We start from the raw sequence: 18,219 nt of genomic DNA, 5'->3' as shown, positions 1-18,219 counted from the left end.
TGAGGATTTCTCGGAGTTCGTCGGGGATTTCTCCTCCACGTTGAATCTGCTCGTTGTCATCGAAATTGCTCACGGCTGCTCCTTGTGGCGTGGTAGTTGCGCTCCACCATAGTTGCGCAAATACGCTCGTGCTTCTGAAAAGCACTCATGGGATGTGTGAGAAATAGCGATGGGCCTCACGCCGTACTTGGCGTGAGGCCCATCGTGGCGTGGACCGGATGTCTCTGCAGCCCTCAGGACACCGTCTCGGCCCGGTAGTATTTCCCGTCCCACCAACAACATTAGGTGAGGCTCACCTACATTACAACCATCTTCAGGGTGACGCCCGTCACATTCTTACGCGGTTGCGCGCACAGGGGTTGAAAGCTCCATCGAACTCCACCGCAGGCGCACAGCCGAAACATGGGACCGCACCGGCAATCCCGCCGCCGTCATCGCATCGAGCATCAAGCGGCCGCGACGTGCGGCGTTGACGTCGTCACAGCCCGTCCGCGTGGGCACATACGACATCGTCCCCACAATGGACTCTCCCACCATTGACCACATTCGCTCACTGTCAGCGCCGGTAAATTCCGAGATGCGACAGAAAAGCGGCCTGAGCGTCGTCTCCACTCTGTGAGCCGCCCACACCGCAAGAGCTCGTTCACTCGGCATCGTGACAGCAACGCGCGACCCGGCAAAACAGTCGGTCGGCAACACGCGCAGGGTGGGATCGACAACCCCCGCCCAATCGACCCCGCCGTCAGAGTCGTAGTGCATCCAAAGGTTGTCAAGCCCCGGGTCCCACGCCCGCCCCTGGAGTGCCAGTGAAGCCATCAAGCGCCCGACGACTGCGTGAATGACCACTGCGGCAACCTGGCTCGCCGCGACCTCGGGCGATCCCAGTTCTCGACGCATCCGGACATACATATGCTCCAACCGCGGCTCGGTCAAGGCCGAAGAAAGCGCCCACCACCTGCGACGCGGTTCGAGATGCATCCATGTGACCGCGTAATTGCGGGGATATTCGGGATCGATTTGCCGCAGCGCAGAAGCGTTGACTAGCAATGGGGTTTCACGGTGCACACCCACTCCTGCAGCTTGCGGTTCAGTCGCACCAAACCCGCCTGCCACCTTCATCATTGCTCGCGACACGAAATCCCTCCTCGTGCTTCGTCCATCACTCTGGCCAACTTCCAATAAGGCTAACCTTAGTAATTTGAGGCTAGGCTTACCAAGTAAGCAAATCATGTGATGCGGATCATAGCGTCGCGGCATTTGGTTAGGCTTGGTTTTCCTAATTAGCTTAGGCTGTCGTAACCTAATCCGTGAAACATCGCGCTGAAAAACTTTGGTCCACGAAAGGTGGTCACCCGTGAGCACTCGGCCACTGGAAGCGGACACGCTTCCCAGCGCGGCCCGCGCAGATCCCCCACCACAATGGGAACGACTCACCTCTCACCTCATCGACGTTGCCGCAACCTGCGCCCCGCTGCTTATCGGGGCGTTGATCGTGACATCTCTGCGCGAGGAAGCCGGGGGCGGCCAAGCCGACCGTGTTGCCTTTACCGCCTTCACATTGCTCGCCACCATCGCTACCGCGCTATGGAACTTCGGGCACCTCGAAGGAAGAACCGGCAGCAGCATCGGCAAACACGCCATGAACCACACGTTGCGCAACACCACAACCAAACAAGCGGTGGGTAGAAAGCCAAACCTCTACCGCCGCGCCACATTCGGCCTCGCTGGCCCCAGCGCTGAAGTAGTCACCACCACCCAGGCCACCGCTGACGGCTTCATCACCTACCGTCGCAACCTCAGCATCACGGCGTTACGCCGCCAACGCCTCGCGGGAATCACCGTCCTCACGGCCATCCTCGCAATGCTCATCCTGGCTAGCCTCGCAATCGGTGCGCGACCCCTCAGCCTCGCCGAGGTTGGGAACGCACTCATCCACCCAACGGGGATTGACACCGACATCATCGTGCGCACGCTGCGTTTCCCGCGCACCCTCCTCGCCATCACCGTCGGAGTTGCCATAGGCGTTGCCGGCGCCCTCATCCAAGGGCACACCCGCAATCCTCTTGCTGACCCCGGAATCCTCGGCGTCATCCCAGGCGCAGCGTTCGCAGTCGTTCTCGCCGTGTACCTGTTCCGCCTCAGCTCACCCATCGAATACATTTGGTTCGCCTTCGCGGGGGCCTTTCTTACAACCGTCGCTGTGTTCACTCTGGCGTCAATAGGCCGCGGCGGCGCAAGCCCTCTTACATTGCCCCTCGCGGGTGTCGCCGTTGGCGCGTTTCTAGCCGCAATGACCAACGCGATCGTTCTGCTTGACCAAGCCTCGCTCGACGCCTACCGATTTTGGAACGTCGGATCTGTAGCTGGCCGCGGTTTCGACGTCTTGGTTCAGGTGCTGCCGTTCATCATCGTGGGGCTGATCCTCGCGTTCGCCAGCACACCCGGACTGAATTTGCTGAGCCTCGGAGACGACGTCGCTCGCTCCCTCGGCACTAGCATTGTCCGCACCCGCATCATTGGCGTACTTGCCATCACGTTGCTCGCAGGTGCAGCCACCGCGGCCTGCGGAGTCATCGCATTCCTTGGACTTGTGGTGCCACACATCGCTAGGGCCATCACCGGCCCTGACTATCGGTGGCTCATCCCCGTCGCCGCGCTGTGCGGCGCGATACTGCTGCTCACGGCTGATGTTGTTGGCCGGGTTGTTATTCGCCCAGGGGAGCTACAACTGAGCATCGTGCTAGCCCTCGTGGGCGGGCCGTTCTTTATTGCGCTTGTTCGCCGCCGCAAGCTGGTGAGCTTGTGACAACGACGCTTCAACGGCAGGTTTCCGGGGACCACCGCACCATCCCTAGCCGAAAGTCGTTCCGGCTAGGGCCCGTGTCCCTCGTGCTGCGCGCGCCAATGGTGATCGCGACCGCACTACTCGGCGCGCTACTTTTCCTACTGCTGTGCATCAACATTGGGCGCGGCGATTTCCCGCTATCGATAACAGCGGTGGTGGAAGTTCTGCTTGGTGGCGGCACCCGGATGGAGCGGTTCATCGTGATGGACCTTCGACTCCCACGCTCACTCGTCGGCGCTCTTGTCGGACTTTCGCTTGGCATCGCGGGGGCACTCACACAAAGCCTGACTCGAAATCCTCTCGCAAGCCCCGACATTCTTGGGATTAGTGCAGGGGCAAGCGTCACCGCTGTAGCCCTCATTGTGCTGAGCGGTGGAACCACCGGTGTGGTCATGTCGACGCTTGGACTCATGGGACTGCCCGTCGCCGCATTGATTGGCGGTATCACTGCCGCCGTCATTCTGTATGCCCTTGCGTGGAAGGGAGGTGTAGACGGCTTCCGACTGATACTTATTGGCATAGCCGTCACGGCCATCTGCCAGGCATTGGTGTACTGGATGTTGATCGTCTCGGACATCAACGATGTCGCCCAAGCCCAGGCGTGGCTCGTGGGGTCGCTCAATGGTAGGGATTGGCGACACTTCACCCCACTTTTGGTCACCACAACAGTATTTGGTGCGATCGCGGTGGGTGCGAGCTTTTCGATGGGCGCACTACGGTTGGGCAACGACACCGCCCAGGCTCTGGGCGTGCGCCTCCACCGCACGCAGACCATTTTGCTCCTGACGGCGGTCGCGCTAACCGCAGCCAGTGTGTCAGCGGCGGGCCCCATTGGCTTTGTCGGGCTGATGGCTCCACAGGTGGCTATGCGACTATTGCGCACCCCAACCCCACCGATTCTCGCGTCAGGTCTTACCGGCGCGTGCCTCGTGTTAGCTGCGGACATCACAGCACGGACGCTGTTACCCGTAGAACTTCCCGCGGGCATTGTGACCGCAGCGCTCGGTGGCCCGTTCTTGCTGTACCTCCTGATCCGCGCAAACCGAAGGGTAACCGGATGACTGATTACGGAATGTCTTCACCGCCGAGACTCGTTGCCGACAACATCACGTTGAACTACGGCGATCGCGTCATTGTTGAGAAGCTCAGCATGGCGATCCGCCCCGGTGAAATTACGACCATCATCGGCCCCAATGGGTGCGGTAAATCCACCCTCCTTCGTGCGTTGGGCCGGCTGCTGAAGCCGCGTGACGGCGCAATTGTTCTCGACGGCAAGACGATCACCACTATGCGAACTAAAGATGTCGCCCGCATTGTGGGTTTGCTCCCCCAAGCACCGATCGCTCCTGAAGGCCTTGCTGTCGCAGACTTAGTATCGCGAGGACGCCATCCACATCAGTCGTGGATTCGCCAATGGTCCGCCGACGACGAGGCGGAGGTTGCGGCCGCGCTCGCATTAACGGGCATCACTGACCTAGCAGACCGACCTGTCGATGAACTCTCGGGCGGGCAGAGGCAACGAGTGTGGATATCGATGGCGCTGGCTCAAGGAACAGACATCTTGCTCCTCGACGAGCCAACCACCTACCTCGACCTGTCGCACGCTATCGACGTGTTGGATCTGATCGACAGGTTGCATACAGACATGAGCCGCACCGTGGTGATGGTGCTGCACGACCTGAACCTTGCCGTGCGCTACAGCGATCACATTGTGGTGATGAAAGATGGCGCGATCATTGCCGCCGGTGCACCACGTGATGTCATTTCCGCCGACCTGCTTGATGAGGCATTCGGTTTGCGCGCCGCCGTCATCGACGACCCCACCTCAGACGCGCCCCTAATTGTTCCCATCGGAACGAGGCACGTGCACGCGGATTTGATCACCGCGGATGCAATAGGGTGACCAACCTCACCTGATTAGACCGCTTCTACGACCAACTGTAGTAGCCAACCCTGTTGGTTATTCAGTAGGATTGAAAGAATGGCAGGTCTCGGAGAACTCGAACGGGCAGTGATGGATCACCTGTGGTCCGCACCTGAACCACAGACCGTACGCCAAGTCCACGAGGCATTGGCGCAGCATCGTTCACTGGCGTACACAACCGTCATGACGGTGCTACAACGCTTGGCGAAAAAGAATCTTGTCGCCCAAGAGCGACGCGAACGCGCCTACCGCTATACGCCGGTTAATGCTCGCGAAGAACTTGTTGCGGACCTCATGATGGACGCGTTGAAGCAGGCAGAAAAGTCCGGTGGACGTGCTGCAGCACTGGTGCACTTCGTCGAGCGGGCTGACGCCACCGAAGTTGACGCTTTGCGAGACGCCCTGGCCGCCCTTGAACGCCGCGAATCCGAACCTCGAAGCCGCGGTCGCGGGCCACGGTTTCGCTGATCGCCACACTTACATGCACACTAGATGGGGACACGCCACCAACCCTTAAGGACGCGCCATGACGGGCACCACGGCTGCCGCATTCGCGGTACTCGCTGTCGCCCTCGCAGGTCCGATTCCCGCCATACTTAGCAAAGCTCAATGGCCACTCAAAGCGCCACGAGCGGCACTTGTTCTCTGGCAATCCATCGCCATCGCCGCAGTCCTATCAGCGTTTAGCTCAGGACTCGCGATCGCAAGCATGTTGCTCGTCCCCGGCCCCGACGGTCTGCCCACGACCTCTCCAACAGAGGAAATCGCTGTACTCGGGCTTCCCCTGTGGATTCTGTCCGTCGGAGTGTTCGCCATCACCGTACTTATTGGGGCGCGACTGATCTACAGCACGGCACAGGTCTCAATCCGCACCCGAAAACGACGAGCCCATCACCGAATGCTCGTCGATCTGCTGGACCAACCCGACCCGCGGCTAGACCACCTCACCAGAGCGGACCTGCGCGTTCTGCGACACTCCGAGCCGCTCGCCTACTGTCTCCCAGGCCTGAGGCAGCGCGTCGTTGTCAGCGAAGGTGCCCTCGACAAACTCGCACCCGACGAACTCGACGCAATCCTCGCTCACGAACGAGCACACCTCCGCGCGCGTCACGACCTCGTCTTGGAAGCATTCACCGCCGTCCACGCAGCCTTCCCGCGGGTCGTTCGAAGCAAGTCGGCACTCGGTGCTGTCCGCCTCCTCATCGAGCTACTCGCCGACGACGCAGCACTCCGCGCCACCGGTGCCACCCCCCTCGCACGGGCACTTGTCACCTGTTCGTCCAATGCCACGCCGGACGGGGCCATGGCCGCGGGAGGGATCGCAACCCTCCTGCGCATTCAACGGCTCGCCGACGGCACATACGACCTACGCACCTCCGTGGCTGCCTACACCGTTGCGGCACTCATCTTGATCGGCCCAACTATCGCCGTAGCAGTGCCGTGGCTGGTGGAACTTTCCCGACTCTTCGGACTAACAGCACGGTGAACCACGCGGCCACGGCGTGTGGTCGATATTGTGAAGGGGAACCAACACATTCACCGTTCGGCGTCGCCGTCAGGAGTGCCCCATGACACCGCCCAGTTCCAGTGCGTCCGATAACCACACCGCATCCGGTGGTGCACCGATTGGCGTTACCGGTCTCGCCGTGATGGGCGCCAACATCGCCCGAAACTTCGCACGCCACGGCCACACCGTCGCTGTGCACAACCGCAGTTTCGGGCGCACTCAAGCCCTCATCAGTGACCACGGTTCTGAAGGCAACTTTGTCGCAACCAAGACAATTGCTGAATTTGTTGCATCCCTCGCCACACCGCGACGCGCACTCATCATGGTTCAGGCGGGCGCTGCGACCGACGCCGTCATCGAAGAACTCGCAGCCGAAATGGAACCGGGCGACATCATTATCGACGGCGGCAACGCCCTCTACACCGATACGCGACGGCGCGAAGCCGCACTACGTGAACGCGGAATCCATTTCGTGGGCTGTGGCATCTCCGGCGGCGAAGAAGGCGCACTCAACGGTCCGTCGATCATGCCGGGCGGATCACGCGAGTCCTACACCCATGTCGGACCCCTGCTCGAATCTGTTGCTGCTGTCGTTGACGACACCCCGTGCTGCACATACATCGGCCCCGACGGCGCCGGGCACTACGTCAAAATGGTGCACAACGGCATCGAATACGCCGACATGCAACTCATCGGCGAGGCATACCAACTGCTGACCGGTGTTCTCGGATACACCCCGGCACAATGCGCTGAAGTGTTCGCCGAATGGAATAAAGGGGTACTCGAGAGCTACCTCATTGACATCACCGCAGACGTCCTAGCGCAGGTTGATGCCGAAACCGGTGCACCTCTCATAGACGTCATCCTCGACGCGACGGGGCAAAAAGGCACAGGCCGCTGGACAGTTAAGTCCGCCCTCGACCTGGGCGTGCCCGTCACAGGCATCGCCGAAGCCGTGTTTGCACGCGCAGTATCGGGGTCACGCGAACTGCGCGAAGCCGCGCACGGACTCCCCGGGGGCGAACTCGCCACCACACTGCAAGAAGCGTTACCCAACATCGACGAAGCCACCTTCCTCGCCGATATTCACGCCGCACTGTATGCCTCCAAAGTGGTGGCCTACGCGCAAGGTTTCAACCAACTGACCGCCGGCAGTGTCGAATACGGCTGGGACCTCAAGCCCGGTGACCTCGCCACCATATGGCGCGGCGGATGCATCATCCGCGCCCAGTTCCTCGGCCGCATCCGCGAAGCGTACGCAGCAAACCCAGACCTGCCCAGCTTGCTTCTCGACCCCTACTTCAGCGATGCCGTTGCCGCATCGACCACAAGCTGGCGTCGCGTCGTTGTTGCGGCCACATCAGTGGGCGTGGCGGTACCAGGGTTCAGCTCTGCGCTGGCGTACTACGACAGCATTCGCGCCGACCGCCTCCCCGCAGCATTGCTCCAAGGCCTGCGGGACTACTTCGGCGCCCACACATACGAACGCATCGACAAACCTGGGCACTTCCACACCTTGTGGGGCGGCGACCGCAGCGAAATCCGCACCGACTAACACCATCCACACCCACCAGGAGGTTTCGACATGCGGTTTCTCGACCACAGCGACCCCGGTTACGAGCTCACCTACGACGACGTTTTCCTCGTCCCGAGGCGCGCCGACGTAGCATCACGCTTCGATGTTGACCTCTCCACTCGCGATGGCTCAGGCACCACAATCCCGCTCGTTGTAGCCAACATGACGGCGGTGGCGGGGCGACGCATGGCCGAAACCGTTGCGCGCCGCGGTGGACTCGTCGTGCTCCCCCAGGACCTGCCTCTGCCTGCGGCGGCCGAGACCATCGCCTACGTCAAGTCGCGACACCTCATTGCAGACACGCCCGTCAGCCTCAACCCGGATCAAGCGATCTACGAGGGACTGACATTGATGACCAGGCGAGCACATCACGCCGCGATCGTCACCGAGCATGACAAGCCCATCGGCATCCTCACCGCAGCACTGTGCGAAGGAGTAGACCGGTACACACGCGTCGGCGATGTCATGAACACAGATCTCACCACCATCGACCACCTCACCGACGCCCGCACTGTGTTCGACGAACTCGAAGCAGCCCGCGAAAACCTCGCCATCCTCATCCATAGCGACGGCACACTCGCTGGAGTTCTGACCAAAGCTGCAGCGCTGCGCACCGGCCTCTACCAACCCAATATTGACGCACACAACCAACTGCGAGTAGCAGCAGCAGTCGGAATTAACGGTGACGTCGCAGGTAAAGCACGCGCCCTCGTCGAAGCGGGAGCCGATCTCCTCGTGGTCGACACTGCCCACGGACATCAACAAAAAATGCTCGACGCCGTGAAAACAATCGCGGACCTCAACCCTGGGGTGGCCATCGCAGCCGGCAATGTTGTCACCGCCGAAGGCACCAACGACCTTCTCGATGCGGGAGCGACCATCGTCAAAGTCGGTGTTGGCCCCGGCGCGATGTGCACCACACGCATGATGACCGGCGTGGGCAGACCACAGTTCTCCGCAGTCGCCGAATGCGCAACCGCCGCCCGCGACCGCGGCCACCACGTCTGGGCCGACGGAGGGGTTCGACACCCCCGCGACGTTGCCCTCGCGCTCGTCGCCGGCGCATCCAACGTCATGATTGGATCGTGGTTCGCCGGAACGTACGAATCTCCCGGTGACCTACTCTTCGACGAGCACGGCCACGCCTACAAGGAAAGCTTCGGCATGGCATCCAAGAGAGCCGTCGCAGCCCGCACGTCAGGTGACTCGCCGTACGACCGAGCCCGCAAAGCACTATTCGAAGAAGGTATTTCGACTTCACGAATGCGCGTTGACCCAGAAAGACCAAGCGTCGAAGACCTCATCGACCACATTTGCGCTGGTGTGCGCAGCACATGCACCTACACCGGAGCGCACACACTCGACGAGTTGTTCAGCAAAGCACTCGTCGGCGTGCAATCGCCAGCTGGATTCGCCGAAGGAAGGCCACGCCCTACAGGCTGAGCGCACCACCGAGAAAAGTCGACGTTGTGCATTCTGGTTCCAACACCCGAATTGCCCATATAAGGTGAATGCATGAAAGGTTTGCTGGCAGGAATTGTTGCTGCAATTATCGCCGTGGTACTTGGTGCCCTACTCTTCTTTGTGCTCGTCGACAGGGAAGAGACCACTGAATTCCCCCAGGATGACCTCACTTTCGCCATCGAAGGCTCCCAACAGAACTGTGCAATGTTCTACGGCGAACCATGTGACTACGACACCCAAGAAGGCTTCAACCGGTGGGCACAAGACCTTGACCGGTTCGTCCCCGAACAACGCATGGGATCCTTCGCCCGAGACATCGGTTTCACTGAAACCAGCAAGATTTCCCTCAAGGCATGTGTGCTCACCCAGAACAGCACCAACACTGTCGACGACCTCCTCGCCTACACACGCGAACGGCACCCCGACGCCACCACAGCCCAGGTTTTCCCAATCTGGAATGCCGCCCGCTGGCATTTGTGCCCCCTCGAGCGGTAACAGTTAGTATGTGACGCTCCTACCTTCAGCAACCTGGCGTGCCCTCAGCGAGGCACACCACCAACAGGTTCATGCCCTCATTGGCACATATCTCGGCGAACGTAGCCGCGGCGCCACACACCCCGTCATCGACTTTCTCTTCACCTACTACTCGTTAAAGCCCGCACAGTTACTGCGCTGGCACCCTGGATTTGGATACACCCTCCAGGACGCCGCCGAGTATGAAAACCTGCGCGGATACCGCACCACTGCGGGCGGCGTTACCGCCAGCGCTCAACACCTCGAGCACCGCCGACCCACCATCACTTACATTGCGGACCTCATGGAAGCGACCGCCACCCGCACCCCACGGTTCGGATGCTTCGGGCTACACGAATGGGCAATGGTCTACCGCGGCGGAACCGAAGCAGTTCGACACTCAACAGTGCCCCTACGCCTAGGGCACGCCGAAACCGACGCAGTAGTCGAATCGCTTCCCCTGCGCTGCACACACTTTGATGCCTTCCGGTTCTTCACCGAACCAGCACGGCCCCGCAACGAAACCCACCTCAGCCGCGACACCCAAATCGACGCCGAACAACCGGGCTGCCTCCACGCCGGAATGGACCTCTACAAGTTCTCCGCCAAACTGCTCCCCCTTGTGAGCACACAACTCGTCTGGGACGCCTTCACACTCGCGTACGCCGCGCGCGAACTCGACATGCGTGCAAGCCCCTACGACCTCACCGCCTACGGATACGACCCAGTACCCATCGAAACCGCCGCGGGCCGAGCCGACTACATCCGCCAGCAACAGCAACTATCCCAACGCGCAACGACCATTCGCACTCAGCTCCTCGAGCAATGCCGCGCCCTCCTCGCGCACTAATCAGTACCAGCGCGAGTCACTCGATAACTGCCCGACAGTCTGCGGAAGGCCTTCATGTGATTGCTCAAGCACCCAGTTAATGTTCGGCAAAGCCGCTGGCTCTGGAGGTGCCGCAGCGCCGAGCGATTCAAACACACAGTAGGCTGCAATCTCGGACGCGATAGATTCCGGCTCAGGCCAGACGGTGCCTGTTGGGCAATCTTTGGTATTGAAACTGATCCCGTAGCACTCGTTTCCGCCGTTGCGTTTAAACACCACGAATACGTCAGTGTTGTTCAGCCAGGTAGCAACAACTTCAGTCTCCGTAGGATTACCGACGTCACCGCGCCGCAATAGCGATACAAGTTTCTCGTAGACCGCCACCGGCCATTCCGAGGAGTTTCTATCCACGGTGCTCCCTTCACAAGCGAACCATCGCAGACCAGTCAGTGTAGACAGAGAGTGAGCCAAGTTGCCGAAAGCGAGGCTTTTTGACGACGAGGCCGGAGGGCTACCGTATGGATGTGAAACGATCACAGCGGATGCCCTTTAGAGAAATTTTGGATTTGCATCTGCCCAGCGCAGTGAGCGTCCGACTACCGCTCTTTGTCCAGCGTGGCCTTCGAGTCGGCCCTCGGTACGGGATCGCCCACGGGTTTGTTGTGTACGGCGCAAACGGGCGCAGTGATGGCGAAATCGATGCTGAATCTCCCTTTCTGCAACCTCACGATCTCTTGCAGTGGCTGGCCGACCGAGGTGAGCGGATCGACAATCCCGATGAAGCACTAGCGGCCATCGAACGCCGCCTCCCGGAGGCCATTGCCGATGAGGAACTCGGGCACATGCTTAGCGGAGAAATTGGTCTGCTGTTGGGAAATGCACTGGTAGCCAACGCTGACGGAGCACAATGGAAAGTGTGGCAAAACGGGCACCCAGTTGTTCAAGTCGGACGAACCGATCTCGATGCCACTGCAATTGCAGATCGCTACGTCGAGCACCACGGAGAATCTCCCACTCACGTAGTCAACCGCTACCGGTCCTCCGCCGGAGGCTGAGGGGGCTGCCCCGGTTCCTCCGGACAGAAGCCGACATGAGGCCGTGTGGCGCGGATCACAGAGATTCGCTCGTGCAGTTTTGAGTGTTCACCACGACTAACTACTGAGGAACAAAACGGGAGGGACTTCGAGAGTGACTGACCAGGGCGCGCAGTACAAGGCTGCCCGTCGTGCAGCAGCTCGCGAGCATCATCCTGATGTCGGCGGCGACCCGGAGACCTACATTCGGGTGCTAGCCGAAATCGACCGGCTCTACCGTTCTGATTCTCCGAGGTATGAAAATGTCATAACTGGTTACCCCACTTGGAAGGGTCGGTGTAAACGAGCGTGGTTCCGTTGTATTCGTGTTCCACGCAAGTTCCGGCGCCGTCAGTGGGTGAAGCTTTGACAGACAACTCTCGATGATGTGGTGAAAAGTTAATACTTCCCTGCAAGGGGTTCCTGAAGAACGGCGCTGCTGTCGGGGCAGCGCCGTTCGGCAATTAATTCTCTAGACCTTTTTCGGTCGGCGGTGCAGAGTCAATACGTATGACGCCATTGTTGTGGGACCAGCACACTTGCCTACCGTTGCAGGTTGACGCCGATGTGTCGATGCTGACGCGGTTCCAGAACCCAGGTGATGTTTTTGTCTCCGTAAATGTGGGCTACGCCCCACACAGCCGGGATGATGTCGACAAACTTCTTGCTTATGACCGCGCCAAGATCAGTGCGTCCGACGTTATGTATCTGGTGTCAAACGTCGCCGACATTGCCTCGCAGTCAGGGGCAGGGCGGATCGGGGTCGCCTTCGACCTCGAAGATTCCGGCCCATTGGACATGGACCTCGACAACGTGCACCGGTTTGCGGAGCTTGGTGTGCGCACCATGCTGCCGACTTATAACCACGCCAACGCGGCCGGGTGCGGCAGCCTCGACGTTGAAGACACTGGGCTTACCGCATGGGGTCGGGCAATTACGGCGGAAATGAACTCTGCTGGCATGGTTCCTGATGGTTCGCACTGCAGTGTCCGTACGGGCCTGGACTTGTGCGAAATATCGTCTAAACCAGTGGTGTACAGCCATTCGTGTATGCGTAGTGTGTGGGATCATCCCCGGAACATCACTGACGATCAGGCAATCGCTTGTGCGGGCACTGGGGGCGTCATCGGGATCACTGGTGTCGGCATTTTCTTAGGTCCAAACACTCCGACGCTTGATGCGATGACTCAACACATTGAATATGCGGCGAACCTGGTGGGTGTTGAGCATGTTGGCGTGAGCACCGACTTCTCGTTTGATTATGAAGACTTCCTCGCTGAGGTCGCTACAAACCCCCAGCTATTCGACGAAAACTACACGCGATGGGGCCCGATTCAGTGGATGCCGCCTGAAACTTTCCTCAGACTTGGACAACATTTGAAAGCACGGGGTTGGGGAGACCATGACGTTGCTGCAGTTCTCGGCGGCAACTTTCGCCGCGTTGCTGCACAAAGTTGGTCCACTGCAACCCCCACGGGAGCTTAGGAGCGCTCTCTGGCAACCTTGTCGCAGATTCCTGCGCTGGGTAGGTTGCTCATTGCGAGAACCAGCCGGTACACGCTGTTGTTTAATGATGGTTATGAGCCCCGGGTTCTTCGACGTTCATCAGCGTGAACGAACCTGTGCGTCGATCTGTCACCGATACGTTAGTTTCGGATTAGACGCTGCGGGTACCCTAAGGTGATTGTGTGAGTATCACAGTGCTGTGACTGCTCGCGTTTTTTGTGTGCGTATGTAACGCAATTTCCATAGAAGTGAGGCAATGAATGACTGAGCGCGTAACCGTCGGTAGCCTGCAGGTTGCTAAGGTTCTGTACGACTTCGTAGTGGACCAGGCCATCCCTGGTACTGGTGTCGACGTAGATGCGTTCTGGGTTGGCGCAGAAGCTGTCATTAACGATCTTGCCCCTGTGAACCGGGAACTGCTGGCCAAGCGTGACGAGTTGCAGTCCAAGATCGACGCGTGGCACACCGAGAATAAAGATTCATTCGACGCCACCGCGTATAAAAACTTCCTGACTGACATTGGCTACCTGCAGCCCAGCCCATCGGAATTCACCGTCACCACTGCTGGTGTCGACGAAGAAATCGCTGAAACCGCAGGCCCGCAGCTTGTTGTGCCCGTGACCAACGCGCGTTTCGCGATCAACGCCGCAAACGCACGCTGGGGTTCGTTGTACGACGCGCTCTACGGAACAGACGTCATTTCTGAAGATGGCGGCGCCGAAAAGGGCAAGGGATACAACAAGGTTCGCGGCGACAAGGTCATCGCTTACGCCCGCAATGTGCTGGACCAAGCAGTGCCACTAGCCAATGGTTCGCACGTTGGCAGCACCAAGTACAGCATCAACGACGGCAAATTTGCCGTTACTCTCGCTGACGGCACCACCACAGGGTTGGCGGACAACGCCACATTCATCGGTTACACCGGCGATGCGAGCAACCCAACCTCATTCCTGATCAAGCACAACGGTCTGCACGCCGAGATCGTCATTGACCCCGACAGTCCAGTCGGTTCGACCGACGCAGCGGGTGTCAAGGATGTCGTCCTCGAATCTGCACTCACCACCATCATGGACTTCGAAGACTCCGTCGCCGCAGTTGACGCCGAAGACAAGGTCTTGGGTTACACCAACTGGCTTGGTTTGATGAAGGGTGAACTTGCCGAGGAGATGACCAAGAACGGCAAGTCCTTCACACGAGTGATGAACCCTGATCGGGACTACACCACCGTTGACGGCCGCACAATTTCTATTCCAGGCCGTTCGTTGATGTTCGTGCGCAATGTTGGTCACCTCATGACCACCGACGCGATTCTCGACGCCGATGGCAACGAGATCCCCGAGGGCATCCTCGACGGCATCGTGACGTCCCTCGCCGGGTTGCACAGCCTCCGCGGCTCCTACCCGCTGAAGAACAGCCTCACCGGATCGCTGTACATCGTGAAGCCAAAGATGCACGGCCCTGAAGAAGTTGCCTTCACCGGCGAACTGTTCAGCCGCGTCGAAATGATCCTCGACCTTCCCGAAAACACCCTCAAGATCGGCATCATGGACGAGGAACGCCGCACCAGCGTCAACCTCCGTGCCTGCATCGAAGCCGCGCGCGAGCGGGTCGTGTTCATCAACACCGGCTTCCTCGACCGCACCGGCGACGAAATCCACACCTCCATGGAGGCTGGACCATTCGTTCCTAAGGCTGACCAGAAGTCACAAAAATGGTTTGCCGCCTACGAGGACAACAATGTTGACGCGGGTCTGTCCACTGGGCTTCCCGGTCACGCACAAATCGGCAAGGGCATGTGGGCAATGACGGACCTTATGTCCGCCATGGTCGAGCAAAAAGCGGGCCAGCTGAAGCAAGGCGCCACCACCGCATGGGTGCCATCCCCCACCGCCGCGACCCTGCACGCCATGCACTACCACCAGGTTGACGTGTTTGCGGCGCACAAGGAACTCAAGGAACGCACCCCCGCGAGCCTTGACTCACTGCTGACCATTCCTGTCGCAGACGATGCTTCAACTTGGGACCCCAAGGTTGTGTCCCGTGAAGTGGACAACAACTGCCAGTCCATCCTTGGCTACGTTGTTCGCTGGATCGACCAAGGTGTCGGCGTCTCCAAGGTGCCTGACATCAACGACGTGGCACTCATGGAAGACCGTGCAACACTCCGTATTGCAAGCCAGACGCTTGCTAACTGGTTGCGCCACGGCATCATCACCAAGGACCAGGTGAACGAAAGCCTGGAACGCATGGCAGCTGTGGTTGACCGCCAGAACGAAGGCGACGCCGCATACAAGCCAATGGCACCAAACTTTGAAGGCAATATCGCCTTCGAAGCAGCGAAGGAACTTATCCTCGAGGGTGCAACGCAGCCAAGCGGCTACACCGAACCAATCCTGCACCGCCGCCGCCGCGAATACAAAGCAGCCAACGCGTAACACCTAGCAGTATGACAAGGGGTGACAGCTGACGCTGTCACCCCTTTTGTCGTGGAAGGAACCGTGCTCATACTTCTGCTCGTCGTCGCAACATTTCTCGGCCTCGTGCACTTGTTGTTATACCGACGGCTGATCCGCGCCACCCAACTTCCCCCACGCACACGCACCATCGCCACCGCGGGCCTTATCGTGCTCTGGGTGCTGGCGGTGATGAGTTTCGCCGTCGGGTCAGCCCTATCGCCGTCATGGTCGCGTCCGTTTGGCTACACCGGGGCACTATGGCTCGGTGTCGTGTTTTACCTCGTGCTCGGCACCCTCGTCATAGCTCTTGCGTCCGGTCTGCTCAGGATCGTTCGTGCCGACCCACGCACACGGCTGCTATGGATCCGTGCGTCGACCGCTGTTCTGATTCCCGCGTCGCTCATCACCGTTGGCTTGGGTGCGCACAACGCGCTAAACCCCGTCATCAACAACGTCACAGTCGACGTCAAAGACCTACCGCCTGAGTTTGAGGGGCTGCGCGTCGCCGTTTTCGCTGACCTTCACGTCGGACCTACACTCGGCAAAGGATTCACCCAAAAAGTGGTCCAGTTGGTTCAGGAGGAAGGCCCCGACCTCATCCTCATTCCAGGCGACCTCATCGACGGCACCGTTCATCATGTCGCACCAGACATTGCTGATCTCGCCTCGCTCAGCGCACCACTCGGGGTGTTCGTGGTCAGCGGCAACCACGAGTATTACGCCGACGATGTCAATAATTGGCTCGACCACTTTGACTCCCTCGGCATGACAACTCTGCGCAACAGTCGCGTAGCTTCTGAACGCGGCGACGCCAGCATCGACATTGTGGGTGTCCACGACTGGGATGCGCCAGAACCTGACCCGGCCGACCTCTCAGCGGCGCTAGACGGGGCAGACCCGTCGCGCTTCTCCATCCTCGTGGCGCATCAACCGCACCACATCGATGAGGCCGCCGAAGCGGGTATCAATCTACAAGTGTCTGGACACACCCACGGCGGGCAAATGTGGCCGTTCAACTACGCAGTGAAGTTGGCGCAGTCCCCCAGGATTGTTGGTCTCGACAGTGTTGGCGACGCCGTTCTGTACACAACTCCGGGAGTTGGGACGTGGGGGCCACCAGTCCGCGTGGGCAACACTCCTGAAGTGGCGATACTCGAACTGCGCTAGATGCGCCACCACGCCCACACGACACAGAACACCACAAGGAATGCGATACCTACCCACGACAGGACTCGAAGGAACCGACCCGGCTGAGACTCCACCGGCGTGTACGGGCCAGTGATTAGTTTCAAGTTCATCCACGCCAACACTGGTGCGGCCAAGAATGACACTGTCGTGGCGAAGTCAATCAACGTAGTGAATTGTGCACCAAAAAACTGAATGATCGCCCAACCACCGGCGAGCACGATCCCCAACCACAGCGCGTACGTTGCCCGCGTGGTAGCGGGTTCATCAATGGTGTCCGGGGACGACGTCCTCACCTCACGCACAATTCCCGCTATCACGCGGGGGTAGGCATCAGCCACAGCCAGGGTTGTCGAAAACATGGTTGTCAGAGCAGCAATCGTGATGACTGGGCGGCTCCAGTCACCCAGTGTTGCGGAGTACATGCCAACCAGTTGGTCGGAAAAGCCAACGGCCGTGGTGGCGAACCCGGTGCCACCGAACATCACCAGCGCCCCGAGCGTCAGAAACGCAGCGGCGAGCAGTGTCGCCCCTAAGTAGCCGATCTGAAAATCGCGGACCGCATGCTTAACGGACGGCATTGTTTTTGTGTCACGCGCCCGCTCCTTGGTCCACAGTGAATGCCACACCGCGACGTCGAGCGGAATGGGCATCCAACCCAGCAACGCGAGCACAAAGGCAATGCCCGCAGCGGTCCAGAGCGCATCCGGCGACACCCAAATTGGCCCCTGAGTATCGGGCATCCCCACCACAGCTACCACGACAGCGCTCAGCGTCGACACAGCCAGAACGCTCATGATGATCTTCATCGACAAGTCCAGCGCGCGGAACTGGCCCACACCCAGCAGCGCAGCCACCACAACCAATACACCCGCCGCGAGGACACTGATGGGGAGGTCGACCCCGAACACAACCCCAGCCAGGCCCGCGGTGGCAATGGTGACGCTGGCAAGGATCACCCAAAATGTTGCCGCCGTAATGACGGCGTACGTGATGATCGCCCAACGACCCATTCGTCGGTAGCCGCGGATCATCGTTTCACCTGTCGCGGCGGCGTAGCGCGGACCGAATTCTAGGAACGGGTACTTCAGCAAACACGCGAGAAGGACCAGGCCAAGGAGAAGAAACCCATACTCCGCCCCGGCCCGAGTTGACTGAACAAGGTGAGAAACCCCGACCGCTGCTCCTGCCATGAGGATGCCGGGGCCCAACGCAGCCCACAACGTACTGCGGTTAACTAACCCGGTGTCCGGAGAATCGCCTTCTCGCGAATCCACACTCATGCTCGACGTCCAATCCTGTTCGTGTAGTCAAGAGGAAACTACACTCACAGTGGCCACG

At 59.7% G+C, this 18,219-nt stretch carries 17 protein-coding genes; 14 read left to right on the top strand and 3 right to left on the bottom strand.

Annotation, left to right across the window (positions count from 1 at the left end):
* Window positions 1-336: 336 nt before the first annotated feature.
* Window positions 337-1,134, bottom strand: coding sequence for a hypothetical protein (locus IEW73_RS00535; protein WP_229675623.1), 798 nt, complete (start codon window positions 1,132-1,134; stop codon window positions 337-339).
* Between the two features lie 220 nt (window positions 1,135-1,354).
* On the opposite strand from IEW73_RS00535, the gene IEW73_RS00530 reads away from it, so the two are divergent.
* The 9 genes from IEW73_RS00530 (at window position 1,355) to IEW73_RS00490 (ending at window position 10,679) form a co-directional block, all read left to right on the top strand.
* Entirely contained in the window at window positions 1,355-2,806 is a 1,452-nt protein-coding gene (locus IEW73_RS00530; protein ID WP_188669679.1) for a FecCD family ABC transporter permease, read from the top strand.
* A complete protein-coding gene (locus IEW73_RS00525) occupies window positions 2,803-3,906 on the top strand; it encodes a FecCD family ABC transporter permease (RefSeq protein WP_372433602.1) in 1,104 nt (367 codons plus the stop codon). The genes IEW73_RS00530 and IEW73_RS00525 overlap by 4 nt, the downstream gene beginning before the upstream one ends.
* A complete protein-coding gene (locus IEW73_RS00520) occupies window positions 3,903-4,748 on the top strand; it encodes an ABC transporter ATP-binding protein (RefSeq protein WP_229675622.1) in 846 nt (281 codons plus the stop codon). The genes IEW73_RS00525 and IEW73_RS00520 overlap by 4 nt, the downstream gene beginning before the upstream one ends.
* Window positions 4,749-4,826: 78 nt before the next feature.
* Entirely contained in the window at window positions 4,827-5,237 is a 411-nt protein-coding gene (locus IEW73_RS00515) for a BlaI/MecI/CopY family transcriptional regulator (RefSeq protein WP_241012368.1), read from the top strand.
* 58 nt (window positions 5,238-5,295) lie between these two features.
* Window positions 5,296-6,255 (top strand): M56 family metallopeptidase, encoded by a 960-nt coding sequence (locus IEW73_RS00510; protein WP_188669678.1) that lies wholly within the window; start codon window positions 5,296-5,298, stop codon window positions 6,253-6,255.
* Between the two features lie 82 nt (window positions 6,256-6,337).
* On the top strand, window positions 6,338-7,831 hold the full coding sequence (gnd, locus tag IEW73_RS00505; RefSeq protein WP_188669677.1) for an NADP-dependent phosphogluconate dehydrogenase: 1,494 nt from the start codon (window positions 6,338-6,340) through the stop codon (window positions 7,829-7,831).
* 30 nt (window positions 7,832-7,861) lie between these two features.
* Window positions 7,862-9,295 (top strand): GuaB1 family IMP dehydrogenase-related protein, encoded by a 1,434-nt coding sequence (locus IEW73_RS00500; RefSeq protein ID WP_188669676.1) that lies wholly within the window; start codon window positions 7,862-7,864, stop codon window positions 9,293-9,295.
* 72 nt (window positions 9,296-9,367) lie between these two features.
* Window positions 9,368-9,811 carry a hypothetical protein gene (locus IEW73_RS00495; protein ID WP_188669675.1) on the top strand — a complete coding sequence of 148 codons (444 nt, stop codon included), beginning with the start codon at window positions 9,368-9,370 and terminating at the stop codon, window positions 9,809-9,811.
* Between the two features lie 10 nt (window positions 9,812-9,821).
* Window positions 9,822-10,679: a 3-methyladenine DNA glycosylase gene (locus IEW73_RS00490; RefSeq protein ID WP_188669674.1), complete on the top strand. Its 858-nt coding sequence runs from the start codon at window positions 9,822-9,824 to the stop codon at window positions 10,677-10,679.
* On the opposite strand, the gene IEW73_RS00485 is transcribed toward IEW73_RS00490, so the two are convergent.
* Window positions 10,680-11,069 carry a hypothetical protein gene (locus IEW73_RS00485; protein ID WP_188669673.1) on the bottom strand — a complete coding sequence of 130 codons (390 nt, stop codon included), beginning with the start codon at window positions 11,067-11,069 and terminating at the stop codon, window positions 10,680-10,682.
* Window positions 11,070-11,182: 113 nt separating this feature from the next.
* Here IEW73_RS00485 and IEW73_RS00480 point away from each other — a divergent pair, with 113 nt between their 5' ends.
* From IEW73_RS00480 to IEW73_RS00460, 5 genes are all read left to right on the top strand, one after another.
* The gene (locus IEW73_RS00480) at window positions 11,183-11,713 is read left to right on the top strand and encodes a DUF6278 family protein (RefSeq protein ID WP_188669672.1); all 531 of its coding nucleotides are present in this window, start codon (window positions 11,183-11,185) and stop codon (window positions 11,711-11,713) included.
* 133 nt (window positions 11,714-11,846) lie between these two features.
* Window positions 11,847-12,101 carry a hypothetical protein gene (locus tag IEW73_RS00475; RefSeq protein ID WP_188669671.1) on the top strand — a complete coding sequence of 85 codons (255 nt, stop codon included), beginning with the start codon at window positions 11,847-11,849 and terminating at the stop codon, window positions 12,099-12,101.
* A 140-nt stretch (window positions 12,102-12,241) separates the two neighbouring features.
* Window positions 12,242-13,216, top strand: coding sequence for a dipeptidase (locus tag IEW73_RS00470; protein WP_188669670.1), 975 nt, complete (start codon window positions 12,242-12,244; stop codon window positions 13,214-13,216).
* 281 nt (window positions 13,217-13,497) lie between these two features.
* The gene (locus tag IEW73_RS00465) at window positions 13,498-15,672 is read left to right on the top strand and encodes a malate synthase G (RefSeq protein WP_188669669.1); all 2,175 of its coding nucleotides are present in this window, start codon (window positions 13,498-13,500) and stop codon (window positions 15,670-15,672) included.
* Window positions 15,673-15,693: 21 nt separating this feature from the next.
* Window positions 15,694-16,860, top strand: coding sequence for a metallophosphoesterase (locus IEW73_RS00460; protein WP_229675621.1), 1,167 nt, complete (start codon window positions 15,694-15,696; stop codon window positions 16,858-16,860).
* Here the strand turns inward: IEW73_RS00460 and IEW73_RS00455 are convergent.
* Window positions 16,857-18,161 (bottom strand): Nramp family divalent metal transporter, encoded by a 1,305-nt coding sequence (locus IEW73_RS00455; RefSeq protein WP_206050439.1) that lies wholly within the window; start codon window positions 18,159-18,161, stop codon window positions 16,857-16,859. The genes IEW73_RS00460 and IEW73_RS00455 overlap by 4 nt on opposite strands.
* Window positions 18,162-18,219 lie beyond the last annotated feature (58 nt).

The organism is Hoyosella rhizosphaerae (genome assembly GCF_014643175.1).
Lineage (GTDB): Bacteria > Actinomycetota > Actinomycetes > Mycobacteriales > Mycobacteriaceae > Lolliginicoccus > Lolliginicoccus rhizosphaerae.
Note: the sequence above shows the minus strand (reverse complement) of the source record. Positions and strands in the feature narration are given on the sequence as shown.